Source organism: Govania unica (genome assembly GCF_027920805.1).
GTDB classification, from domain to species: domain Bacteria; phylum Pseudomonadota; class Alphaproteobacteria; order Sphingomonadales; family Govanellaceae; genus Govanella; species Govanella unica.
On sequence record NZ_JANWOI010000002.1, the window covers coordinates 551434 to 573862 of the forward strand.

Sequence of the window (22429 nt, forward strand, 5' to 3'; positions counted from 1 at the left end):
TACGTTAGTCTGACACCATGGCGCATGCGAATTTTGTACATCTTCGGGTCCATTCGGCTTATTCCCTGTCGGAAGGCGCGATCCATGTGAAGGAGATCGCCAAGCAGTGCGTGGGTCATGCCATGCCTGCGGTGGCGATTACTGATACCAACAACATGTTCGGAGCCCTTGAGGCCTCGACCGTTCTGCCGGAGGCGGGCGTTCAGCCCATAGTTGGCTGTGCTCTCAATCTTGCTTACGGCACGGATGACCCGGTGAGCGGCCGCAAAGCGCCGCTTGCGCCGGTGGCGTTTCTGGTGCAGTCGGCGATCGGCTATGCAAATCTGATGAAAATCGTCAGCCGGGCGCATCTTTCAAGCGATCCGGCGAGCGGCCCTCATGTGACTCTTGAAGCATTGGGGACCTTGAGTGATGGGCTGATCCTGCTCACGGGTGGGGCGGTCGGGCCGCTTGGACGCTTGCTGCAAGACGGGCAGGATGCCGCGGCCGAGGCGTTGCTTCTGACGCTGAAGGGGCTGTTCCCCGAGCGGCTTTATATAGAGCTGCAACGCCACGATCTTGATGCCGAACATGCAACGGAGGAAGCTTTTATCGAGCTTGCCTACCGGCATGACGTGCCCCTGGTCGCGACCAATGATGTTTACTATACGAAACGCGCGCTGTTTGAGGCGCATGATGCGCTTCTGTGTATTGCCGAGGGCGCCTATGTCTCGCAGGACGACCGCCGCCGTCTGACGCCTGAGCATTATTTCAAATCCGCCGATGAAATGCGCACGCTGTTCGCCGATCTGCCCGAGGCGGTTGATAACACAATGGTGATCGCCCGTCGCTGCGCCTTCAAGGTGCCGAAGATCGATCCGATCCTACCGAAATTCACAAGCGGCGAGGGCATCAGCGAAGCCGACAGCTTGCGAGAAGAAGCCCGCGTGGGGCTTGAGGAACATCTCGCCAATCATGTCTGGACCGAAGACATGTCGGCCGAGACGCGGGAAGAGGTGGCGATACCCTACCGCGAGCGGTTGGAGTTCGAGCTTGGGGTCATCATCAAGATGGACTTCCCCGGCTATTTCCTGATCGTGTCGGACTTTATCCGTTGGGCCAAGCGGCACAAGATTCCGGTGGGTCCGGGGCGTGGGTCGGGTGCGGGGTCAGTGGTGGCCTGGGCGCTCAAGATCACCGATCTTGACCCTTTGCGCTGGGGCTTGCTGTTCGAACGGTTCCTGAACCCCGAACGCGTCTCCATGCCGGACTTTGACGTCGACTTCTGTCAGGACCGGCGCGACGAGGTGATCCGCTACGTTCAGCAGAAATACGGTCATGCGCAGGTGGCGCAGATCATCACCTTCGGAAAATTGCAGGCCCGGGCCGTGTTGCGTGACGTGGGCCGGGTGTTGCAACTGTCCTATGGGCAGGTCGACCGCATCTGCAAAATGATCCCGAACAATCCGGCCGCGCCAGTGACGCTCGCCGAGGCGCTGATCGTCGAACCTCGGCTGCGGCAGGAGCGGGATTCGGACCCGGCCGTTGCCCGTATGATCGACGTGGCGCTCAAGCTTGAGGGTCTGTATCGCCACGCCTCGACCCATGCGGCAGGGGTGGTGATCGGCGACCGGCCGCTTGAAAATCTGGTGCCGCTTTACCGCGATCCGCGTTCGGATATGCCGGTCACCCAGTTCAATATGAAATGGGTCGAAAGCGCCGGGCTTGTGAAGTTCGACTTTCTTGGCTTGAAGACGTTGACGGTGTTGCAGCGGGCACTTGATCTGCTGGCGCAGCGCGGGGTTATGGTCGATCTTGGCAAGGTGCCGCTGACCGATGAGAAGACCTTCGAGCTGTTGGCCAAGGGCGTGACGGTCGGGGTGTTCCAGCTTGAAAGTACGGGTATGCGCTCGGCGCTGACCCAGCTGAAGCCGGATAGCTTTGAAGACATCATCGCCATGGTGTCGCTCTATCGTCCCGGCCCGATGGACAATATCCCAAGCTATATCAAGCGCAAACACGGGCAGGAAACCCCGGATTACCTGCATCCGAGCCTTGAGCCGATCCTGAAGGAAACCTACGGCGTCATCATCTATCAGGAACAGGTGATGCAGATCGCGCAGGTTCTGGCCGATTATTCACTGGGCGAGGCCGACTTGCTGCGCCGGGCCATGGGTAAGAAAATTCCGGCGGAGATGGACCAGCAACGGGTGCGGTTTGTCGAAGGGGCCGAACGCAAGGGCGTCAAAAAAGATCAGGCGTCCTATATCTTTGACCTGGTGGCGAAATTCGCAGGCTATGGTTTTAACAAAAGTCACGCGGCGGCTTATGCGCTTGTGGCCTATCATACGGCCTATCTGAAGGCCAATTACCCGGTCGAGTTTCTCGCCGCCTCCATGACCTATGATATGACCAACACCGACAAGCTTGACGTGTTCAAGCAGGAAGCCGGAAAGCTCGGCATCCCGGTGTTGCCGCCGGACCTGACCGCGTCCGAAGCGACGTTCTCGGTCGAGCCGACCAAGACCGAGGAGGGCGAGGAAAAGCTCGCCGTCCGCTATGCGCTCGGGGCCATCAAGAATGTCGGCGTGCAGGCCATGGAAGGGGTGGTGCGCGAGCGCAAGGATCATGGCCGGTTCAAGGATGTCGCTGATTTTTCGACCCGGCTTGATCCGAAGCTTTTAAACAAGCGGACGCTTGAAAATCTGTCGAAGGCCGGGGCGTTCGACAATCTGCTGCCGAACCGCGCCCAGGCTTTCGCGGCGGTGGATCTCATCGTGCGTCATGCGCAGGTGGCGGCCGAGGAACGTACCAGCCAGCAAACCAGCCTGTTCGGCGGCTCGGCGGCGGAACCTGCGAGCATCCCTTTGCCGGCGGCGGCGGAATGGTCGCTGGTGGATCGCCTGCGCGCGGAGTTCGAGGCGGTCGGGTTTTATCTCTCGGCCCATCCGCTGGATGCCTATGCGCAGACCCTGAAGCGGGAACGGGTTTATCCGTCCGGCGAGCTCATGCGTCTTGCACAAAGCGGGGCCGGGGTGGCGCGGGTTGCGGGCACCCTCCAAAGCATGCGCGAACGCCGCACCAAATCCGGCAAGCCGATGGCGCATCTGATGTTGTCCGACGCCTCGGGGGCGTTTGAAGTGACGCTGTTCGAGGAAATCCTGAACAGCGCGCGCAGTATCCTGAATGGCGGGCAGTCCCTGGTCATCAGTTGCGAAATACGGCTGGATGGGGAGACCTTGCGGCTCACCGGCAATTCGGTTGAAAGCATCGACCGGGTGGCCGAACGTTCCGGCCGGGGCTTGCGGGTGTTCATCAATTCCTCAAGCCCGATCCAAAGCCTCAAAACCATCCTCGAACGCGCCAAGGGCGGGCGCGGCAATGTGACGCTGGTCGCAAGCCTCGATCACGGCGAGCGCGAAGTGGAGCTCAGCCTACCCGGCCGCTATGCCATCTCCCCGCCGGTCCGTAACGCCGTCATGGCGGTCTCCGGGGTTGTTGACGCGGAAGAGCTGTAGGGCGTTCTCGGGTGCGCTTTTGGTCGCGGGCTGGAAGACTTCGATATTATATGGTGTCATTGCCGGGCTTAACCCGGCAATCCATCTGGCCGACGCCGTGCCGTGTGAGGTAGGGATTGCCGGGTCAAGCCCGGTAATGACATGAGGGGTTTGGCTTCGTAAGGGCGGGGTCGGTGTTGTTTACGCCGAGGCAATTCAGGCCTGTTTCCAGAGGTGGCTTGGAAAAGCATCGTGCGGCGCATCATAAATGCGGGCTTATGCATATAAGTGTCATTGCCGGGCTTGACCCGGCAATCCATCTGGCCGAGGCGGTGCCGTGTGAAGCATGGATTACCGGGTCAAGCCCGGTAATGACATGTAAAATGGTGGTGGCCGGTGTTGTTGACGCCGAGGAGCTGTGGGGTCATATCTTGGGATAGCTGGTTCCAATGTTCATCTGGAACATTAACGAAAGTCTCCATCATGTCCGATCATGTTCCTGTCACGCCGAGACCTGCCGCGTCGCTTGTTTTGATCCGGGATGGCGAGCCGCGCAGGGATGGGCGGCGGTTGCAGGTGTTGTTGACGGAGCGGAATGGCGGCATGCCGGTGGCGGGCGGGGCCTTTGTGTTTCCCGGTGGCAAGGTGGCGCTGGAGGATGGTGAGGGCGAGGCGGCCTACCGGTTTGCAGCGATCCGGGAGGCTTTTGAAGAAGCTGGTGTTATTCTGGCTCGGGATGTGGGGCTCGAAGTTCAGGACCGGGTTATGGCGCGCTATAAGGCGACGCCTGCGCCGGTCGATTTCTGGGCCGTGCTTCGGGCCGAAGGGGTTGAGCATCTTATGGAAGACCTCATTCCCTTTGCTCATTGGATCACGCCGGAGGTTCGCGCGCATCGGTTCGACACCCGTTTTTATCTGGCGGTCATGCCGGAGGGGCAGATGGTGCGGCAGGATGGGATCGAGGCGGTGAGTACGCTTTGGACCGCGCCGGATGAGATGATCGAGCTGTTCGGCCATGACTCGGATCTGTTGATGTTTCCGACCCGCATGTCGCTTGGGGTGCTGGCTCAGGCTGGCGATGTGGCGGAGGCTTTGGAGCTTGTGAAAAGTCGGGCCGTGGTGCCGGTCATGCCTCTGCTGGAAAAACGCCCGGACGGCATTTATGCCCATGTGCCTGAAGGGGCGGGGTTTGGCGGCAGCTTTTTCCGGTTTCAGCTGAAAGACCGTGTCCCAGGCCAACTCATGATCGAGCCGGTCCGCGAATAGCGGTCGGTCAGCACGAAATCACTTGAAATCGGCGGCCAATGGGCGTAAATCGGGCACACTTCAGCTTGAGTTAGGGCTGAGGAACTCACACGCGGGTCTGAGGCGGAATGGTTTCGTCTCTTCCGGTGCCTTGGGCCAGATGCCCAAAGTCACTTGCCCGCGGCGGATTAACCGGATTAAGGAGACCAAGGCATGTCTATGCCCGATTTTTCCATGCGCCAACTGCTTGAAGCAGGCGTTCACTTTGGCCATCAGACCCACCGTTGGAACCCGCGTATGTCGCCGTATATCTTCGGCGTGCGCAACAAGGTTCATATCATTGACCTTTCGCAGACCGTTCCGTTGCTGCATCACGCGCTCGAACAGGTTCGCAAAGTCACGGCTGCTGGCGGCCGCGTGCTGTTCGTCGGCACCAAGCGTCAGGCGTCTGAAGCCGTTGCTGAATCCGCCAAGCGTTGCGGTCAGTATTACGTCAATCACCGCTGGCTCGGCGGCATGCTCACCAACTGGCAGACCATCTCGGCTTCGATCAAGCGTTTGAAGACCATGGATGAGCAGCTTGCTTCGGGCGTTGCTGGTCTGACCAAGAAAGAAGTTCTCCAGCTTACCCGCGAACGCGACAAGCTTGAGCGTTCGCTCGGCGGTATCAAGGACATGGGCGGTCTTCCGGACCTGATCTTTGTCATCGACACCAACAAAGAATCGCTGGCCATTCACGAAGCCAACAAGCTTGGCATCCCGGTCATGGCCGTTCTCGACACCAACTGCAATCCGGAAGGCATCACCTATCCGGTGCCGGGCAACGATGACGCAAGCCGCGCCATCCAGCTTTACGGCAACCTCGTTGCTGGTGCGGTTCTTCAGGGTCTTCAGGAAGAACTGACCAAAAGCGGCAAGGATCTTGGTGCTGTGGAAGCTCCGCTTGAAGTGCTTCCTGGCGCTGACGTGCTTCCTGCCGCTGAAGTGTAACCTTGCTTGAGCGTCATGCAGATGACGCTTTGAGTGCTTAAAAGAATTGCGATTTAGCGAGGAGGGCGTTTTGCGCCCTCCAAAGCTTTTTTGAACCAGTGAAAGGACACACCATGGCTGAGATTACAGCTGCGCTTGTCAAAGAACTTCGCGAAAAATCCGGCGCCGGCATGATGGATTGCAAAAAGGCGCTGATTGAAAATAACGGCGATGTGGAAGCCGCGATCGACTGGCTGCGTACCAAAGGCATGATGGCTGCCGCTAAAAAGTCTGGCCGCGCCGCGACCGAAGGTCTGGTCGGCGTCGTCACCAGCGGCACCTCGGGCGCCATGCTCGAAGTCAATGCTGAAACCGATTTTGTCGCACGCAATGACCAGTTCCGGGCTTATGTGCGCACGGCGACCGAGATTGCACTTGGCAATGACGGCGATCTTGAAGCCGTTCGCAAGTCCGGTTTCCCGGGCGAAAGCCGCACGGTGGAAGAACAGCTGACCAATCTGATCGCCACCATCGGCGAGAACATGTCGCTGCGCCGCTCGCTGTCGCTGTCGGTCGATCAGGGCGTGGTTGCAAGCTATGTCCATAACACCATCGAAGACGGTCTTGGTAAAATCGGCGTGCTGGTTGCGCTGAAGTCCACGGCTCCGGCTGAAAAGCTCGTTGAAACCGCGCGCAAGATCGCCATGCATGTGGCTGCGACCAATCCGCAGTCGCTGACGGAAGCCGATCTTGACCCGGCTCTGGTTGCGCGCGAGCGTGAGGTGCTTGTGGAGCAGGCCCGCGAGTCCGGCAAGCCTGACAACATCATTGAAAAGATGATCGAAGGCCGTATCCGCAAATATTACGAGGAAGTCTGCCTCGTAAAGCAGATCTATGTGATCGATGGCGAATCCCGCATCGAACAGGTCGTCGAAAAGCTTGCGAAAGATCTTGGCACGCCGGTTGAGCTTGTTGCTTTTGCCCGCTTCGGGCTTGGCGAAGGTCTTGAAAAGAAAGAAGACGATTTCGCGGCTGAAGTTGCGGCCATGTCCGGCACCAACTAAGTCACAGATATAAAGTCGGAATTTTAAAGTTCCGATTTACAGATTTTGGGCCTAAAAGCGACCGCCACGCAAAATGCGGTATTCGCTTTTGGGCCCGAATTGTATAAGGTGCCTAACAGTTCCGGATAAGGCGGCTCGAAACAATCTCTTAAGCTAGGATTTCAAAGAACTGATGACTGCAAAACCACGTTTCAACCGGGTCCTCCTCAAGCTTTCAGGCGAGGCATTGATGGGCCGTCAGTCCTATGGCATCGATCAGGATGTGGTGAATCGCATTGCTGATGAGGTGAAGGCGGTGCGTGAAGACGGCATTGAGGTTTGTTTGGTGGTCGGCGGCGGCAATATCTTCCGCGGGGTTTCGGGTGTGGCATCCGGAATCGATCGCAGCTCAGCTGACCATATGGGCATGCTGGCGACCGTTATGAATGCCATCGCCATTCAGGCGGCGCTTGAAAAAATCGATGTGGATACGCGGGTCTTGTCGGCCATTCCGATGACCTCGGTGTGCGAGCCCTATATCCGTCGCCGCGCCATTCGTCATATGGAAAAAGGCCGGGTGGTGTTGTTTGCCGCCGGCACCGGTAATCCGTTCTTCACGACGGATACGGCCGCAGCCCTGCGCGCGGCGGAAATGAATTGCGATGCCCTGTTGAAGGGAACGCAGGTGGATGGCGTTTATTCGGAAGATCCGAAAAAGAACCCGAATGCCATTCGTTACGATAAACTCAAATTTATCGACGTGTTGAGCCGCGATCTTAAAGTGATGGATGCATCCGCGATCTCACTCTGTCGTGAAAATAACATCCCGATCGTGGTGTTTTCTCTCCAGGAGCAGGGCGAACTTGCCCGTGTGCTGCATGGTGAGGGGAAATTTACCATTATCGGTGACACTGTGTAATTGAGAACCGAGGATATTTGATATGAGCTCTGCTTTTGATCTTGGTGGTATTCAACGCCGCATGGCGGGCGCGGTAGACTCGCTGAAGCATGAGTTTTCCGGTCTGCGCACCGGGCGCGCCTCGGCCAATATGCTCGATCCGGTGATGGTTGAGGCTTATGGCGCGTCGGTGCCGATCAGTCAGGTTGGCAACGTGTCGACGCCTGAGGCGCGCATGCTGTCGGTGCAGGTTTGGGATAACGCCCTGGTGGGTGCGGTGGACCGTGCCATTCGCAATTCGGGGCTTGGCCTCAATCCGGTTCTTGACGGCACCATGCTGCGCATCCCGGTGCCTGAGCTGAACGAAGAACGGCGCAAGGATCTGGTTAAGGTCGCTGGCAAATATACCGAAGCCACCCGCGTTGCTGTACGCAACGTGCGCCGCGACGGCATGGACATCCTGAAAAAGCTTGAGAAAGATGGCGACATCAGCCAGGACGATCAAAAAAATCTGTCTGAAAAGGTCCAGAAGCTGACGGACGAGACCATCAAGACCGTTGATCAGATGCTGGTATCCAAAGAAAAGGAAATTCTCCAGGTCTGATTGGCCGGGAGAGAGTAGCTGCGGACGTCGAGTATGTTTTCGCAACGATTGGAACGGGCTGCAAAACGCCTTACAGAAGGGCAAATCGCGGATTTGCCGGATGGAAAGCCCGTGCCTGCCCATGTGGCGATCATCATGGACGGCAATGGCCGCTGGGCTTCGGAGCGTTATTTGCCGCGTGTGGCGGGCCATAAAAAAGGCGCTGACACCGTCCGCTCCTGCGTCCGTTCTTGCGGTGAGCTTGGGATTTCCTATCTGACGCTTTATGCGTTCTCCTCGGAAAACTGGAAGCGGCCGCTTGATGAGGTTGACGACCTTATGGGTCTGTTGAAAATTTACCTTAAGAGCGAGCTTGAAGCCTTTCATAAGAATAACATTCGTTTCCGCTCCATAGGTGACCGTTCGCGCCTTTCGACAGATATTGTCAAACTGATTGAAGATGCCGAACGCAAGACGGAAAACAATAGCGGCCTTACGCTCATTCTGGCGCTGAACTACGGCGCTCAGGCCGAGATCGCGGCGGCGGTGCGTCAGATCGCGACAAAGGTTGCCAAGGGCGAACTTGCGGCGGAAGATATCACCGAGGTCACTGTCGCCGCTCATTTGCAGACGGCGGGCATTCCGGACCCGGATATCATCATCCGCACCAGCGGTGAACAGCGTTTGAGCAATTTTCTGTTATGGCAGGCCGCCTATTCCGAACTGCTGTTCGTGGATGAATTCTGGCCTGATTTCAACAAGGATATCCTGGTTCGGGCGCTTGAAGAATATGGCTGCCGGGAACGCCGTTTCGGGGCGCGCCCATGATCACAGCGTTCGTCCCGTCTCTGCGGGAAAACCAAGGCCGAATTCTCGTGCATGCGGGGATAACGGCATTGAGAAGGGCCTGAATGTCCTCCAATCTGCGCTTGCGCGTTCTATCTGCTCTGATTCTCATTCCTGCGGCCTACGGACTTTTTTACGTCGGCGGCGGGTGGCTTGTGGCCGTCCTTGGCCTGATTGCCGTGGTTATGATGCATGAATGGACAAGCATGACCGAGGGGGAGGCGGTTTGGCCGCTTCTGCTTCTTGAGGTTATGGCTCTGGTTGGCGCTTTGTTGATGACGGGATTTGGTCATCCTATGAAGGCTGTTCTGTTCAGTCTCGTGGCCGCTGTGCTTGTGGGGTTTGCGGCTTGGATGATGACGCGGCGGCCGCTTTGGGCCATGTTGGGCATGCTTTACGTGATTATCCCCTGCGTCTCTTTGCTGTCGTTGCGGTCTGAGCCCGGGCACGGTTTCGGCTGGACGCTATGGGTTCTTGTGATTGTCTGGGCGACGGATATCGGCGGCTATGCGGCGGGGAAAAGCATCGGCGGGCCGAAACTTGCCCCCCGCATCAGCCCGAACAAGACCTGGGCCGGGCTTTTGGGCGGCATGGCCTTGGCGGCGATTGCGAGCTTTGGGATCGGTGCCGGATTTGCTTTGCCGGTCTCGGGGATCGGGCTTTTGCTGACCGGGGCCGGGCTTGCGGTTTGGGCGCAGTTGGGTGATCTGGTGGAGTCGGCGGTGAAGCGTCATTTCGGGGTCAAGGACTCGGGCAGCCTCATTCCCGGCCATGGCGGTATACTCGATCGAGTTGACGGACTTGTTTTCGTTGCGCCAGTGGTGGCTTTCGCCATTGCAACACTCTAGGATGGGGGCATGATTCAACCTCTTCTCCAGACAGCGACGGCCCCGCGTACAGTTTCCGTGTTCGGTGCGACGGGTTCGATCGGTTGCAATACGCTGGACCTCGTGCGGCGTAATCCTGACGCCTATCGGATCGAGGCGCTGACGGCCTATCGTAATCTGGACCTTTTGATCGCCCAGGCGCTTGAATTCCGGCCACACCTTGCGGTGATCGGCGACGCGAGCCATTACAGCGCCTTGAAGGCGGCGCTGGCCGGCACCGGGATCGAGGTTGCGGCGGGTGATCAGGCGGTGGTGGATGCCGCCGACCGACCAGTCGATCTGGTTATGGCGGCCATTGTCGGGGCAGCCGGGCTTGAGCCGACCTTGCGGGCTTTGCGGCGCGGGGCGGTTGTGGCGCTTGCCAACAAGGAATGTCTGGTTTGCGCCGGTGAGCTGTTCATGCGCGAGGTGGAGCGTCAGGGCGCCACGCTTTTGCCGGTGGACAGCGAACATAATGCGATTTTTCAAGTTTTTGATTTTGACCGGCCCGAGGCTGTTGACCGGATCATCCTGACCGCGTCGGGTGGTCCGTTCCGTACCTGGGACCGCGACTCAATGGCTCAGGTGACGCCGGAGCAGGCCGTGGCCCATCCGAATTGGGATATGGGGGCAAAAATTTCGGTCGATTCTGCGACCATGTTCAATAAAGGTCTGGAGCTGATCGAGGCTTTTCATTTGTTTCCGGTCAAAGCGGAGCAAATTGAAATTCTTGTGCATCCTCAGTCCGTGGTGCATAGCATGGTGTCTTATATTGACGGTTCGGTGCTGGCTCAGCTCGGGTCGCCGGATATGAGAACGCCGATTTCCTATGCCCTTGGATGGCCGGCACGTATGGAGACACCGGCCCGCCGCCTTAATTTGGCCCAGATAGGGCGCTTGGATTTCGCTGAGCCGGATCTGGAGCGTTTCCCGGCCCTGAGGCTTGCGCGGGAAGCGCTGGTCGCGGGCGGAAATGCTCCGACTGTGCTCAATGCCGCGAATGAAGTGGCCGTTGCCGGGTTCTTAGCCCGAAAAATCGGTTTTCTTCAGATTGCGGAGATTGTACAAACAACGCTGGAAACTCTTCCACTTGCTGGGGTAGAGGATCTGGATGACGTTCGGGAAACCGATCGCGAAGCCCGTAGAGTGGCGGATGCGATCATGAGACGGATCGAGTAAAGCTGCGCATGGAGTCTCTTCTCGACCTCGGACATACGCTTTTGACCTTTGTTGTCGTGCTGACGATCCTCGTGTTCGTGCATGAATGGGGTCACTATTGGGTTGCGCGTCGTTGCGGCGTGCGGGTGGATGTGTTTTCCATCGGCTTCGGGCCTGAGCTGTTCGGCTGGACCGACAAATCGGGAACCCGCTGGAAAGTCAGCCTTCTGCCACTTGGCGGCTATGTCAAATTTTTCGGTGATATGAACGCCGCGAGCGCGACGGATAACCATGCCGTCCGCGCCATGAGCGACGCCGACCGCAAGGTGGCCTTTCCAACCCAGCCGGTGTGGAAACGCGCGGCCATCGTCGCTGCGGGGCCGATCGCCAATTTCATTCTGGCCATTGCCATTCTCGCCGGCTTCTTCATGACCATGGGTCAGCCCTACAGCCCGGCTGTGGTGGGCGAAGTGGTGCCGCAGAGCGCCGCCGAGCGCGCCGGGATTGAGGTCGGGGACAAGGTTCTTCGCATCAATGGCGACAAAATCGACCGTTTCCAGGATATGCAGATGATCATTCAGATGCATCCTGGCGATAAGCTGTCGATGCTGATTGATCGCGGCGGCCAGGAAAAGCTGTTGTCGGTGGTGCCGGATGCCGCCGAAATCAAGGATCCGATCGGCCAGCCGCAAAAGATCGGGCGGCTTGGTGTGGCGCGGTCCGGAGATGCGTTTGTTGAACGAAATCCGGCCGAAGCGGTCTATTATGCGACCATCGAGACCGGCTCCATTGTTAAAATGACGGTCAATTACATCGGTCAGATCATCACCGGGAAGCGCTCGGGCGAGGAACTGGGCGGGCCGATCCGGATTGCCAAATATTCGTCTGCCACCGCGCGTGACGGCGTTGTGGCGTTGATCTGGTTTATTGCTATGCTGTCGATCAACCTCGGATTCGTGAACTTGCTGCCGGTGCCGATGTTGGATGGTGGGCATCTTGTATACTATGGTTGGGAGGCTCTTTCGGGTAAGCCGCTCAGCGAACGGGCTCAGGAGTATGGGATGCGGATTGGGCTTGCGCTCGTTCTGGCTCTGATGCTCTTTGTGACCTGGAACGATCTTTCGTATCTGAAGATTTTCAACTTCTAAGGGGACAGACAGATCGGTTCGCCCCGAGCTGTCAGGGACAGGTGCTGCCGTTGCGTAGTTATTTCTCAAAATCACTCACCAGCTTGACGGTTCTGTCAGCTCTGATCTGTGCGGGCCTCGCTGATGCCCCGGCGGCATCGGCGCAGGTCAATGCCATCGAGGCCATCGAGGTCAAGGGCAACCAGCGTATCGAACCCGATACGGTGCGATCCTATTTGGCGGTTGCGCCAGGGGATGCCTATTCGGCGGAAAAGGTCGACCAGAGTCTGAAAAACCTGTTCGATACCGGATTGTTCGCGGACGTGACCATCACACGCAGCGGTGACCTGCTGACGATCAATGTGGTGGAAAACCCGATCATCAACCGTATCGCCTTCGAGGGTAATAAAAAGCTCGATAACGAGAAGCTCGGCAAGGAGCTGCGCTTGCGGCCCCGCGTTGTCTATACCCGCGCCAAGGTGCGGGCGGACGTTCAGCGCATGATCGAGCTTTATCGGCGGTCCGGCCGGTTTGCCGCGACCATCGAGCCGAAGGTCATCCAGCTGCCGCAGAACCGTGTCGATATCGTCTTTGAAATCTCCGAAGGTCCAAAAACCACGGTGTCGAAGATCAACTTTATCGGCAACAAGGAATTTTCGAGCGGCGATCTTCGCGGCGCGCTTGCGACCCGTGAGTCGCGTTGGTGGCGGTTCCTGACCTCGGATGACACTTATGATCCCGATCGTCTGGCCTATGACCGCGAACAGCTGCGTCAGTATTACCTGTCAAAGGGTTATGCCGATTTCCGCGTCAATGCGGCGGTAGCCGAGCTTTCGCCAGATCTGAAGGACTTCTACATCGCCTTCACCATTGAAGAAGGCGAGATCTATGATTTCGGCGAGATCAATGTCGAAAGCGAAATCCGCGATCTCGATCCGGCCATCCTTCGCCCGCTGGTGAAGACCAAGCAGGGCAAGCGCTATAACGCCAAGCTCATCGACCAGACCATCGAAAAGATGACCGAGGTCGCGGGCGACAAGGGCTATGCGTTTGTCGATATCCGTCCGCGCGTGCGGCGCGACAAAAAAGGCCGCTTGATCAATATCACCTACCGGGTTTCGGAAGCGCCGCGTGTTTATGTGGAACGCATCGACATTCATGGCAACGCGCGGACGCTCGATAAGGTGATCCGGCGTGAATTCCGCCTGTCGGAAGGTGACGCCTTCAACAATTCGCGTATCAAACGGTCGCGTCAGCGTATCAAGGCGCTCGGCTTCTTCAAGGAAGCGGAGATCGAGCAGGTGGCGGGTTCAAGCCCGGACCGCACGGTGGTCGACGTCCAGGTGCAGGAGCAATCGACCGGGGAACTGTCGCTCAACGTCGGCTTCTCCAGCATTGAAAACTTCATTGCCGGCTTTGGCATCACCGAGCGCAATTTGCTCGGTCGCGGTCAGACCCTGCGGGCCAATTTCTCGATTTCGAGCATCAGAACCCAGATCGACCTTGGCTTCACCGAACCCTATTTCATGGATCGGCCGATTGCCGCGGGTGCGGATCTGTTCGCCCGTTCCGTCGACTATCGCCAATATAGCTCATTCCTCCAGAAGACGGTGGGGGGCAGCCTCAGGGCGGCGTTCCCGATCACCGAACATTGGACCATGGGGGTGCGCTATACGATCCGTCAGGACCAGGTTGAAGGCCGGTTCGATACCGCCAACAACATCTATCTGGCAGCGGCGCTTGGCACCTTCACCACGTCATCGGTCGGCTACAGCCTGATCTATGACAATGTGGACGATCGCATGAACCCGACCAGCGGCCGCCGGTTTGTGCTGTCGCAGGATATCGCCGGACTTGGCGGTACGGTGAGCTATGTCCGCAGCACTGCGAGCCTTGACCAGTATATTCCGCTGGTCGATCGCTGGGTGCTGAAGCTTGCGGGTGAAGGCGGATATATCCGTGGTCTGGGCGAAGGTGTTCGCCTCAATGACCGCTTCTTCAATACCGTACGCGGTTTTGAGCCGCGTGGTGTCGGTCCGCGTGACCGGCCGTCCACGGACAGCCTGGGTGGAAATATCTACTATACGGGAACGGCTGAACTTCTGGTTCCGCTCGGCTCTGCGGCCAATGAACTTGGTCTCAAGAGTAGTATTTTCCTGGATGTGGGGGCACTCTACAAAGTTGACGACGTGAATACGATCGATCCAGATACCGGGTTTCTGCGGATTATCGGCGATAGCAATAAGCCGCGTGTATCCATCGGTGTCGGCTTCTCATGGAATTCACCATTTGGACCGTTCCGGATCGACTTTGCCAAAGCTTTGATGAAAAGCGAATTCGATAAGACTGAATTCTTCCAGTTCAACATCTCCAACCAATTCTGACGGGTAAAAAATGAAACGATTTATTCGGACTGCCATTATCCCCGCTCTTGCTGTTGCCGGTCTGATGACCGCTGTTGCAGGTGTGCCTTCGGTCGCGGGTGCAGAGACTCTCAAGACGGCAACCATTGCCATTCTTGATCAGCGCCGGTTGTTCAGCGAGTCGTTGGTGAGCCAGGACATCACCAAGCAGCTGCGCCAGTTCTCCCAGACCTTTGGGAATGAAGAGAACAACACCAAAAATGCGCTTCTGAAGGAAAAGGAAGAGCTTGAAAAGCAGCGTCCGGTTATCGGCGAAGCTATGTTCGAGCAGAAGTTCAATGCGCTGCGGACCAAGGCGGATCAGCTGAACCGCAAGATGGACCTGCATCAGAAGCAGCTCAATGTCGCGCAGATGAACACCAACCGCGAACTTCAGAAAGTGCTGGCGCCGATCATCTCCAAGCTGTCTGACAGCAAGGGCGCCAATGTTGTTCTTGAAAAATCGCAGGTCGTGCACAGCACTGCGGCTCTCGACATGACCACGGAAGTGATCGAGCTCCTGAACAAGCAGCTGCCGACCCTCAAGGTGACCCTGCCGACCGAAGCTGAAATCGTCGATCTTGAGAAAAAAGCCGGCGCTGCACAGCCGTAATCGGAAATGATATTGATGTGGCGGAGTGGCCTGGTCACTCCGCCACACTTAAAATTAGGGAAGGTGCCTCATGGATGAGGCATCTTGCCTTTTGCTTTATAACTATACCGCACGAGAAAGACGGGTACCGGGATGAGTGAAACCGCAGCACAGCTTGAAGAACTGGACATTCTGAGGATCATGGAGTTGATCCCGCATCGTTACCCGCTGCTGCTGGTTGACAAGGTGAAGGACATCGTGCCGGGACAGTCCGCTGTCGGCATCAAGAATGTCACAATGAACGAACCGCATTTCACCGGTCATTTCCCACAGCGTCCGATTATGCCTGGTGTGCTGATTGTCGAGGCCATGGCGCAAACCGCCGCCGTGCTCGTGGTCCATAGCCTGGGTGAAGAGGCCCATGGCAAACTGGTCTATTTCATGACCATCAATGACGCTCGCTTCCGTAAGCCGGTGACCCCGGGAGACCGGCTTGAGATCGCCGTCACCAAGGAACAGAGCCGCGGCAACGTCTGGCGCTTTTCGGGCAAGGCCCGGGTTGACGGCGTTGTGATGGCCGAAGCGACCTTTTCCGCCATGATAGCCGATAAATAAGGATTATCAACATGATGACCGCCGGGACTTTTCGCCTTTTGCATACTATGCTTCGGGTGCGTGATCTGGATGCTTCGCTAGATTTTTACTGCAGGCATCTTGGCATGACTTTGCTGCGCAAGAAGGATTATCCGGGCGGCGAATTCACGCTGGCCTTTGTTGGTTATGATACCGAAGACAAGACAGCGGTGCTTGAGCTGACCCATAACTGGGGGCAGACCGAACCTTACGAACTTGGCACCGGTTATGGTCACATCGCGCTTGGCGTCACGGATATTTATGCTCTGTGTGACAAGCTCGCGGCTGATGGTGTCAAAATTCCGCGCGCGCCGGGGCCGATGAAGCACGGCACCACGGTTATTGCTTTTCTTGAGGACCCGGACGGCTACAAGGTCGAGCTGATCCAGCACTGAGAAGACGATCTGCTCTATCAGATATGAAGCCTGCCATTATAGGAAATGGCAGGCTTTTTGATGAGCTAATTCTCAATCCCGTTGCGTCCGTCTATGGCCATCAGGGGGGTGGTTTCCTAGCCGTTCTGACGGGCAAAGACTTTACTTCCTGAGATTTCTGAAGGGTCAGTCCGTTATGCGTGTCACGATCCGGACCTCGCCGGTCAGCGTGCGGTGGACCGGGCATTTGTTGGCGATTTCCAGAAGTTTTTCCCGTTGTTCGTCGGTCAGCGGGCCATCAAGCATGATGATGCGCAGGATGCGATCGATCATGCCGTCTTGTGTTTCGCAGACGGCGCAATCTTCGGCGTGAATTTTTTCGTGGCGCAGGGTGACCGTGACTTTTTCAAGCGGGATGTCTTTGCCATCCGCATAAAGTCGCAGCGTCATGGAGGTGCAGGCCCCCAAAGCCGCCATCAACAAATCATAAGGATTGGGGCCAACGCCCGAGCCCCCGGCGGTTATCGGCTCGTCCGCAAGGAAATGAATGTCCGGACCGCCCACATGAATGGACTGCACGAACTTTCCGGTTCCAAGTTCATGCACAGTAACGATTTGGGACGCCTCAACGTCATCGGCCATGTCAATTTTCCTTTTCCCTATCAGGTCAGGAAAAAGACTAAGCCGTGCCGGGGTTAAGCTCAAGCCCGCCTCTACCGATTGGCTCAGACGCGAATATCGACCTTGGAATGGCTATCACGATGGGCTGACTGATGGGCGGCGGCTTGCTTCTGTGCAACCTGGCGCATGGCGGCGTTGCGTTCCGCTTCCTTGCGTTCCTGAACGGAATCGGCGGCGGTTTTGCGCGTTTCGGCTTCCGACTCAGCACTGCCACTGCGCCCGCTTGCTGCGGGAGGCGTATAGCTTGTAGAACTGGTACCGCGGATATCCATGGGCAACTCCTTAAGGATGCGTGACGGATGGCAGCAGCTGTCACAGTAAGTGGCAAGAGGTTAATAAATCATTTCATTTTCATTGCAAAACTTAACCGTCGGCTCGTTTTAACTGCAGGCGCTTTGATCCACTTCAGCGGCCGTGTATGCTGGGCACCTTGGTTTATTATCCGGTGCAGAAGGCGACCTTTGGTTATGATGATGCGTGGTTCCCGTTTTTCCGGCCTGTTGCTTTTGTCTGTTCTTGCCGCCTGTGCCAACGAGGGCGGGAAAACAGCCGGTCATGATACTCGTGTTCCCTTGACCGAACTGGCCGACAAACAAGCCAAGTTCGACGCCGAGGCGCGTCTGAAGGCGCAGGAACGGGCCAGGGACTTCGATGCTGATGCCATGGTCAGCGTGGCCGACAAGATGCGGGTTGGCGGCAATTATGTGGCCGCCTTGCAGCTTTATCAGCAGGCTCGCGATCGTGAGCCGGATCATCTTGGCGCCATGATGGGGCAGGCGGAAACATTCCTCGTCATCGGTGCGGCGGAGGAGGCGGAGCGGCGCTATCGCGAGGTGCTAGACCTTATTGGCCGCAAGGGTGACAAGAGCGGCAATCTTGGGGTGGCTGCGGCCGGTGTGGCGCGGGCGCTCATGCGGCAGAACCGGGCAGGGGAGGCTTTGCCCTTTTTCGATCAGGCTATCGCCGCAGGGGCGGCCAATGCGGAATTTTTCAATTATTACGGTGTGACCCTGGACCTGTTGGGTCGTCATGATGAGGCTCAGTTGCAATATGGCAAGGGACTGGATCTGAACCGCGACGATGCTGCCCTGACCAATAACCTCGCGCTGTCGTTCGCACTGTCTGAACATTACGATACAGCTGTGCGGTTGTTGAGCGCGGTGGTGACGGCTCATCCGGAGGCGGCGGCAGCGCGGAAAAATCTTGCTCTAGTCTATGGGCTATCGGGCGATATGACCGCTGCGGCTGGATTGGCCGGGGCCAATCAGAAGCCGGCGGAGGCCGAAGCGCAGATCCGCTCTATTCGCCAAATCGCCGCCCTGTCCCCGGAGCTGCGGGCGCGGGCCATTTTTATCGGGCTTGATGATCTGCCGAAGCCGGTGCCGGTCCAACCGCCGGTGTCGTCGGGGGCGGCTGAGGCCCCTCTTTCTCCGGCTCCGGCGGCGACTTTGCTGGTTCAGACACCGGAAGCACGCAAGACCGTCCCTGAAAAATCTGTGTCATCCGTGGCGGTGCAGGTTGGGGCCTATCCCACCATGGCCGAGGCGGAACGCGGCTGGGGCAAAAGCAAGAAAGCCGCCGCTGCGTTCCTGGAAGGGGGCAGTCCGGTTTATTGGCAGGCGGATGATCTGGTGCGGGTGCTGTTGCCCATGGCTGAAGGTTGGGGGCAGGCCAAGACGCTTTGTGACAGCCTGAGTGCCGCCGGGGTGGCCTGCATGGCACGCCGCATGCCCGATCTTGCCAAGTGAGCCTCTGCTAAAAGGTTTTCAAATGTCCTGGAGCGGCCTATAACGGCGGGCAGTTCCAGCCAAACTGCACGAGGTGATTCCGTGACCAGCCAGACCGTTTCCCGACCCCAAGCGGTAGCCTGCGAAACCATGATCGATGTGCGCCGGGAAATCGACCGCATCGACCGGGCCATGGTGACCCTGATTGCCGAACGTGAAAATTATATTCAGCAGGCCGGTCACATCAAACAGTCCCGTGATACCGTTCGCGACGAAGCACGTATTCAGGATGTGCTTGATAAGGTGACGGTGACGGCGCAGGCAACCGGGGCCAATCCGGATCTCGTGACCACGGTGTACCGCACCATGATGGAATGGTGCATCGCTTATGAGTTCACGGTGTTTGACGCCAAGGGAGAATAGCTTCTTCTAGAAAATCCTGATTTCAGTATGGCCGGCCATTTTGGGGTCGGCCATTTTTGCAAAACCGGTCTCCAAGAGGCCGGTTTTTTTCTGTTTCGGGCCTTTCACATATACCTCGGTTGCCCGTCCTTATTTGTGTGACGCAAAAAATGCCACGCAAAAGTTTGATGGACTTAATTTTCGAGGAGAGATTAGATGTTTAGCGAAACTTCGAAGGAAAGCTGGAGCAAGGACCAAGAGAAAATTCTAATCCTTGGGATACTTGATTTAGTGAAACAGTCTGATGCAGGAGTGGTTTTTGAAAATAATTTCTTTGGATGGTTTGATTTATTAGAACCTGATGTAAAAAAACTTGAAGATCTCTTCTTAAAAGAGATTAAATATATTTCAGTTGAGTATCATGATTTTTTGCTTCTTATCAAGGAAGGCACAAATGATCATGAGAAAGTAAAAAAAGAAATCATTGATTGGCTATCTTCGCGGATAGACGGAAATTCTCAATTTGTAGAAACCACATTATCGAATGAATTCAGCGATCTTACATTTAATGATCTGTCGTTTGAAAACCGTATAGTTTTTTATCCTATGAATTCACAGAGCGGCTACATGCCTGGACTAAGTAAAGATGTCAATGAAAAAATATTGTCGCAGTTTAAGGACTGTGAAAGCCCGCTTCAAAAATATATCGGAGCTTTAATTGATGTTCTTAGAAGTGATATTGAAAAATTTGATCATAATTCAACTCGGCTGTTAATAAATCAAGAAAATCGGGACGGTTTTGATACACTGATTAATTCAAAAAAGAGTTCCTTCATAACTGCTTATAATAATTCTCATGACATTGAAATAAGAAAATCCAAAAATGTTCAGGATGTCAAAGTCGAACTCATCACATGGCTTTCGGGCGTTAAAACAAAGGCTGATGCGATTTTTTCAACACAGATACAGGATTGTATCGATATTCTGCGGACCTTGCTGAATAGATTAGCACCCGAAGATAGGACGGATCTCAGCTTCGATAAGCTTCTAGGTCTCCTGCCGTCGAAACAATGTCAAAAATTCTATGATCTGAATGCAGGTCAGGCTAAAGGATTTATTGAAGGATTTATCAAAATTGTTAGTGAGGCTGGCATAATTGATGTTGCTTATGTCAAGTCTGCGCTGCTCAAGGATTTAAATTCCTGGATTCTGAAGAATTATAATAGTGATGAATATAAGAGAACAGTTGCAAATTCTGTTTGTAGTTCAATTAATGGTATGAAAATTATAGAACTAGAAGATCTTAATTTTTATAAAATATTTAGTACAGTAGGAAATTATTCTGAAGTTGTATTAAATTATTTAGATATTGATGTTGTTGATTTTGAAAATTACTATAATTCTGCTTTGCATAATCTCAGCAAGCCTCGCTACCCTAAAGAATCCATGGAAAAAATTCTCACATCTCTCCTGGATTTAGTTTTGACGGCAGATAAAGATTTTCCTGAAAATGGTAAGGCAAAATACAAGAAGAAGCCAGTCTGCACTCTCGACAGCCTTTTCTATGAAATTTGCAAATATGATGCTTTTGCAGATTTGTTAAATGGAAAATTACAACGACTAGATCCTGTCATTCAGGAGTCGGGTTGCCAGTGGCGTGTTCCATTCGTTCTGGATTTGCATGAACTTTTGGTAAAAAGCTGTGCAACTATCCCCGTCGCAAAATTTTGGATTGAAGAATATACAGAAAAGCGAAAAATTTGTTTTGATATGCTGAAATTCCTCAAAAATTATGATGTTTTGCGCCTAATTATGGCTACTTTAGAGAGTTACAAAAAAGATAAAACGGTCGGTAAAGAATTAATTTTATCTGATAAAATATTGGATTTCTTAGATTCCAACCGTCATTTTAGTGAGATTAATGATTCAGAATACGATAAAAAAACTTTCTGGATTAAAAATCCTGAAAAAATTATTCAACTAATTGAAGTAAATTCTAATAAGAATATTTCAATTTTATTTGAAGTGATTGATAATCTCAAGGAATATGCCGTAGGTTTTATATTTCTTATCAATCTTTTAGAAAAGGATATGAAGAAATTTGATAGTATAGTAGATGGTTCCAAGATAGAATACAAAAAATCAAAGAATGGTAAGGAGAACTTAAAGCACTCCTTTGACTCTTTAAAGTATTTGACTCTGTGTAAGGTATATACGGTCAATCGAATTCGTCGAATGGACACTTTCGGATTGTCAGGCGTGCGGATTGATCTAAAGATGCCGTTGACCGGCAAAAATGATGGTGAATATACACAAATACTTGCCAGAAGCAGCCGCAAATACATGTTCCACGTTGCAACCTGTGTAGCAAAGGCTGATGAGCCTCTGGCCAACGAGGAATTCCTGCGCATCTCCGACGTTAATAAGAATTTGATCCTCTCCAACAAGGTCGGAACGTTCCAGAATAGTACGTCCTTTTCCACCCATGTCTTTTATGGACCGCTGTGTATGATACTCACGTATCAGAGCATCAAGAAACAGCCCATCCTTATTGATATTCGCCGCCTTGAATGCGAAGTGATAAACGACGTTCTTCTTTACATCAATCCAAAGACCGGAAAAACATACAAAAACGCCAGGTACTCCTTGAACGGGGCGGCTTTGCTATATTTTGAACCAGATGATGCAGGGAATTTCATATATTACCCCGAGCCGACGTTGGAACAGAGACGTAAAGTTGGCATGTATGTGGAATGTTACAGCATCTATCGGAAGGATATTGCCGAGAATGCCACAGGCGAACTGGCAATAGTTAGTCCGGAAAAGTTTTCTGACTATATCGATGTCGTAAAAAGCTCTTGGATCGTTGATTGGGTTCTCTTTGGGGCATGCCAGCATGACGAATTCCCATATCCACTTTGCTGGCTAGAGGAACCACAGGAAGGTAAAAAATCCAAACGCACGCGTTTAGAAAAAGCAAAACCGGATAATGTTGTCGTTGCGGATAGAAATATTCAAAACCTTTATTTCGAAATGCATAATAAGGTCGAAATTGGTGAAATAACTTGTGGTTCGCTTCTGAAGTCATCGGGTAAACTTTTGGGCACTACGACTGAGGATACCCATCTTTGGCGTGAACGCTTGATGTTCCAGGAATTGGTCAAATTATTCGGCATCAAAAGCACAGCTTACAAAGATTACTCATCAGATCGCAGCAATGGTTACCGCAGTGATGAGCCGGTCGTTTTTGGGCCAATCCATATCTATGGCTCAACCTATGAGCACAAGATCAAGGAAATCGAGGCGCTGCTGAAGAAGAATGAGAGGGAGCCGATCAAGGTTGAGCGTCTGATGGATCCCAAGGACGAAGAAGATCTGGATCTATAATCAGTTCTCGCGTTATTTAC

At 54.7% G+C, this 22429-nt stretch carries 18 protein-coding genes and 1 pseudogene; 17 read left to right on the plus strand and 2 right to left on the minus strand.

Annotated features, from left to right (window positions below):
* The first annotated feature begins 17 nt into the window (after positions 1-17).
* The 14 genes from dnaE (at position 18) to gloA (ending at position 16233) form a co-directional block, all read left to right on the plus strand.
* Positions 18-3497, plus strand: coding sequence for a DNA polymerase III subunit alpha (gene dnaE, locus NYP16_RS07305; protein WP_274943459.1), 3480 nt, complete (start codon positions 18-20; stop codon positions 3495-3497).
* Positions 3498-3959: 462 nt separating this feature from the next.
* Positions 3960-4742 carry an NUDIX hydrolase gene (locus NYP16_RS07310; protein ID WP_274943460.1) on the plus strand — a complete coding sequence of 261 codons (783 nt, stop codon included), beginning with the start codon at positions 3960-3962 and terminating at the stop codon, positions 4740-4742.
* 192 nt (positions 4743-4934) lie between these two features.
* Positions 4935-5711, plus strand: coding sequence for a 30S ribosomal protein S2 (rpsB, locus tag NYP16_RS07315; RefSeq protein ID WP_346742478.1), 777 nt, complete (start codon positions 4935-4937; stop codon positions 5709-5711).
* Positions 5712-5824: 113 nt separating this feature from the next.
* Positions 5825-6754 (plus strand): translation elongation factor Ts, encoded by a 930-nt coding sequence (gene tsf, locus NYP16_RS07320; RefSeq protein WP_274943461.1) that lies wholly within the window; start codon positions 5825-5827, stop codon positions 6752-6754.
* Positions 6755-6926: 172 nt separating this feature from the next.
* Positions 6927-7652, plus strand: coding sequence for a UMP kinase (gene pyrH, locus NYP16_RS07325; RefSeq protein ID WP_274943462.1), 726 nt, complete (start codon positions 6927-6929; stop codon positions 7650-7652).
* 22 nt (positions 7653-7674) lie between these two features.
* Complete coding sequence (frr, locus tag NYP16_RS07330; protein WP_274943463.1) at positions 7675-8235, plus strand: ribosome recycling factor; 561 nt, start codon at positions 7675-7677, stop codon at positions 8233-8235.
* A gap of 33 nt (positions 8236-8268) precedes the next feature.
* On the plus strand, positions 8269-9042 hold the full coding sequence (locus NYP16_RS07335; protein WP_274943464.1) for an isoprenyl transferase: 774 nt from the start codon (positions 8269-8271) through the stop codon (positions 9040-9042).
* A gap of 83 nt (positions 9043-9125) precedes the next feature.
* Complete coding sequence (locus NYP16_RS07340) at positions 9126-9908, plus strand: phosphatidate cytidylyltransferase (RefSeq protein WP_274943465.1); 783 nt, start codon at positions 9126-9128, stop codon at positions 9906-9908.
* 9 nt (positions 9909-9917) lie between these two features.
* Positions 9918-11105: a 1-deoxy-D-xylulose-5-phosphate reductoisomerase gene (locus NYP16_RS07345; RefSeq protein WP_274943466.1), complete on the plus strand. Its 1188-nt coding sequence runs from the start codon at positions 9918-9920 to the stop codon at positions 11103-11105.
* Between the two features lie 8 nt (positions 11106-11113).
* Positions 11114-12232 (plus strand): RIP metalloprotease RseP, encoded by a 1119-nt coding sequence (gene rseP, locus NYP16_RS07350; protein ID WP_274943467.1) that lies wholly within the window; start codon positions 11114-11116, stop codon positions 12230-12232.
* Positions 12233-12315: 83 nt separating this feature from the next.
* Entirely contained in the window at positions 12316-14595 is a 2280-nt protein-coding gene (bamA, locus tag NYP16_RS07355; RefSeq protein WP_274943468.1) for an outer membrane protein assembly factor BamA, read from the plus strand.
* 10 nt (positions 14596-14605) lie between these two features.
* The gene (locus NYP16_RS07360) at positions 14606-15226 is read left to right on the plus strand and encodes an OmpH/Skp family outer membrane protein (protein WP_274943469.1); all 621 of its coding nucleotides are present in this window, start codon (positions 14606-14608) and stop codon (positions 15224-15226) included.
* A 132-nt stretch (positions 15227-15358) separates the two neighbouring features.
* Entirely contained in the window at positions 15359-15820 is a 462-nt protein-coding gene (gene fabZ, locus NYP16_RS07365) for a 3-hydroxyacyl-ACP dehydratase FabZ (protein ID WP_274943470.1), read from the plus strand.
* 14 nt (positions 15821-15834) lie between these two features.
* The gene (gene gloA, locus NYP16_RS07370) at positions 15835-16233 is read left to right on the plus strand and encodes a lactoylglutathione lyase (RefSeq protein WP_274943581.1); all 399 of its coding nucleotides are present in this window, start codon (positions 15835-15837) and stop codon (positions 16231-16233) included.
* A gap of 165 nt (positions 16234-16398) precedes the next feature.
* Here the strand turns inward: gloA and NYP16_RS07375 are convergent.
* Positions 16399-16839 (minus strand): annotated as a pseudogene (locus tag NYP16_RS07375) (OsmC family protein); the annotation flags it as partial.
* Positions 16840-16937: 98 nt separating this feature from the next.
* A complete protein-coding gene (locus tag NYP16_RS07380) occupies positions 16938-17165 on the minus strand; it encodes a hypothetical protein (RefSeq protein WP_274943472.1) in 228 nt (75 codons plus the stop codon).
* A 195-nt stretch (positions 17166-17360) separates the two neighbouring features.
* Here NYP16_RS07380 and NYP16_RS07385 point away from each other — a divergent pair, with 195 nt between their 5' ends.
* From NYP16_RS07385 to NYP16_RS07395, 3 genes are all read left to right on the plus strand, one after another.
* On the plus strand, positions 17361-18641 hold the full coding sequence (locus tag NYP16_RS07385; RefSeq protein WP_274943473.1) for a tetratricopeptide repeat protein: 1281 nt from the start codon (positions 17361-17363) through the stop codon (positions 18639-18641).
* 81 nt (positions 18642-18722) lie between these two features.
* On the plus strand, positions 18723-19043 hold the full coding sequence (locus tag NYP16_RS07390; RefSeq protein ID WP_274943474.1) for a chorismate mutase: 321 nt from the start codon (positions 18723-18725) through the stop codon (positions 19041-19043).
* A 195-nt stretch (positions 19044-19238) separates the two neighbouring features.
* Positions 19239-22409 (plus strand): hypothetical protein, encoded by a 3171-nt coding sequence (locus tag NYP16_RS07395; protein WP_274943475.1) that lies wholly within the window; start codon positions 19239-19241, stop codon positions 22407-22409.
* Positions 22410-22429 lie beyond the last annotated feature (20 nt).

Bases quoted from the DNA above. Each gene is read 5' to 3' on its own strand.
- dnaE (WP_274943459.1), top strand. From the start codon at position 18: ATGGCGCATGCGAATTTTGTACATCTTCGGGTCCATTCGGCTTATTCC.
- NYP16_RS07310 (WP_274943460.1), top strand. From the start codon at position 3,960: ATGTCCGATCATGTTCCTGTCACGCCGAGACCTGCCGCGTCGCTTGTT.
- rpsB (WP_346742478.1), top strand. From the start codon at position 4,935: ATGTCTATGCCCGATTTTTCCATGCGCCAACTGCTTGAAGCAGGCGTT.
- tsf (WP_274943461.1), top strand. From the start codon at position 5,825: ATGGCTGAGATTACAGCTGCGCTTGTCAAAGAACTTCGCGAAAAATCC.
- pyrH (WP_274943462.1), top strand. From the start codon at position 6,927: ATGACTGCAAAACCACGTTTCAACCGGGTCCTCCTCAAGCTTTCAGGC.
- frr (WP_274943463.1), top strand. From the start codon at position 7,675: ATGAGCTCTGCTTTTGATCTTGGTGGTATTCAACGCCGCATGGCGGGC.
- NYP16_RS07335 (WP_274943464.1), top strand. From the start codon at position 8,269: ATGTTTTCGCAACGATTGGAACGGGCTGCAAAACGCCTTACAGAAGGG.
- NYP16_RS07340 (WP_274943465.1), top strand. From the start codon at position 9,126: ATGTCCTCCAATCTGCGCTTGCGCGTTCTATCTGCTCTGATTCTCATT.
- NYP16_RS07345 (WP_274943466.1), top strand. From the start codon at position 9,918: ATGATTCAACCTCTTCTCCAGACAGCGACGGCCCCGCGTACAGTTTCC.
- rseP (WP_274943467.1), top strand. From the start codon at position 11,114: ATGGAGTCTCTTCTCGACCTCGGACATACGCTTTTGACCTTTGTTGTC.
- NYP16_RS07360 (WP_274943469.1), top strand. From the start codon at position 14,606: ATGAAACGATTTATTCGGACTGCCATTATCCCCGCTCTTGCTGTTGCC.
- fabZ (WP_274943470.1), top strand. From the start codon at position 15,359: ATGAGTGAAACCGCAGCACAGCTTGAAGAACTGGACATTCTGAGGATC.
- gloA (WP_274943581.1), top strand. From the start codon at position 15,835: ATGACCGCCGGGACTTTTCGCCTTTTGCATACTATGCTTCGGGTGCGT.
- NYP16_RS07380 (WP_274943472.1), bottom strand. From the start codon at position 17,165: ATGGATATCCGCGGTACCAGTTCTACAAGCTATACGCCTCCCGCAGCA.
- NYP16_RS07385 (WP_274943473.1), top strand. From the start codon at position 17,361: ATGATGATGCGTGGTTCCCGTTTTTCCGGCCTGTTGCTTTTGTCTGTT.
- NYP16_RS07395 (WP_274943475.1), top strand. From the start codon at position 19,239: ATGTTTAGCGAAACTTCGAAGGAAAGCTGGAGCAAGGACCAAGAGAAA.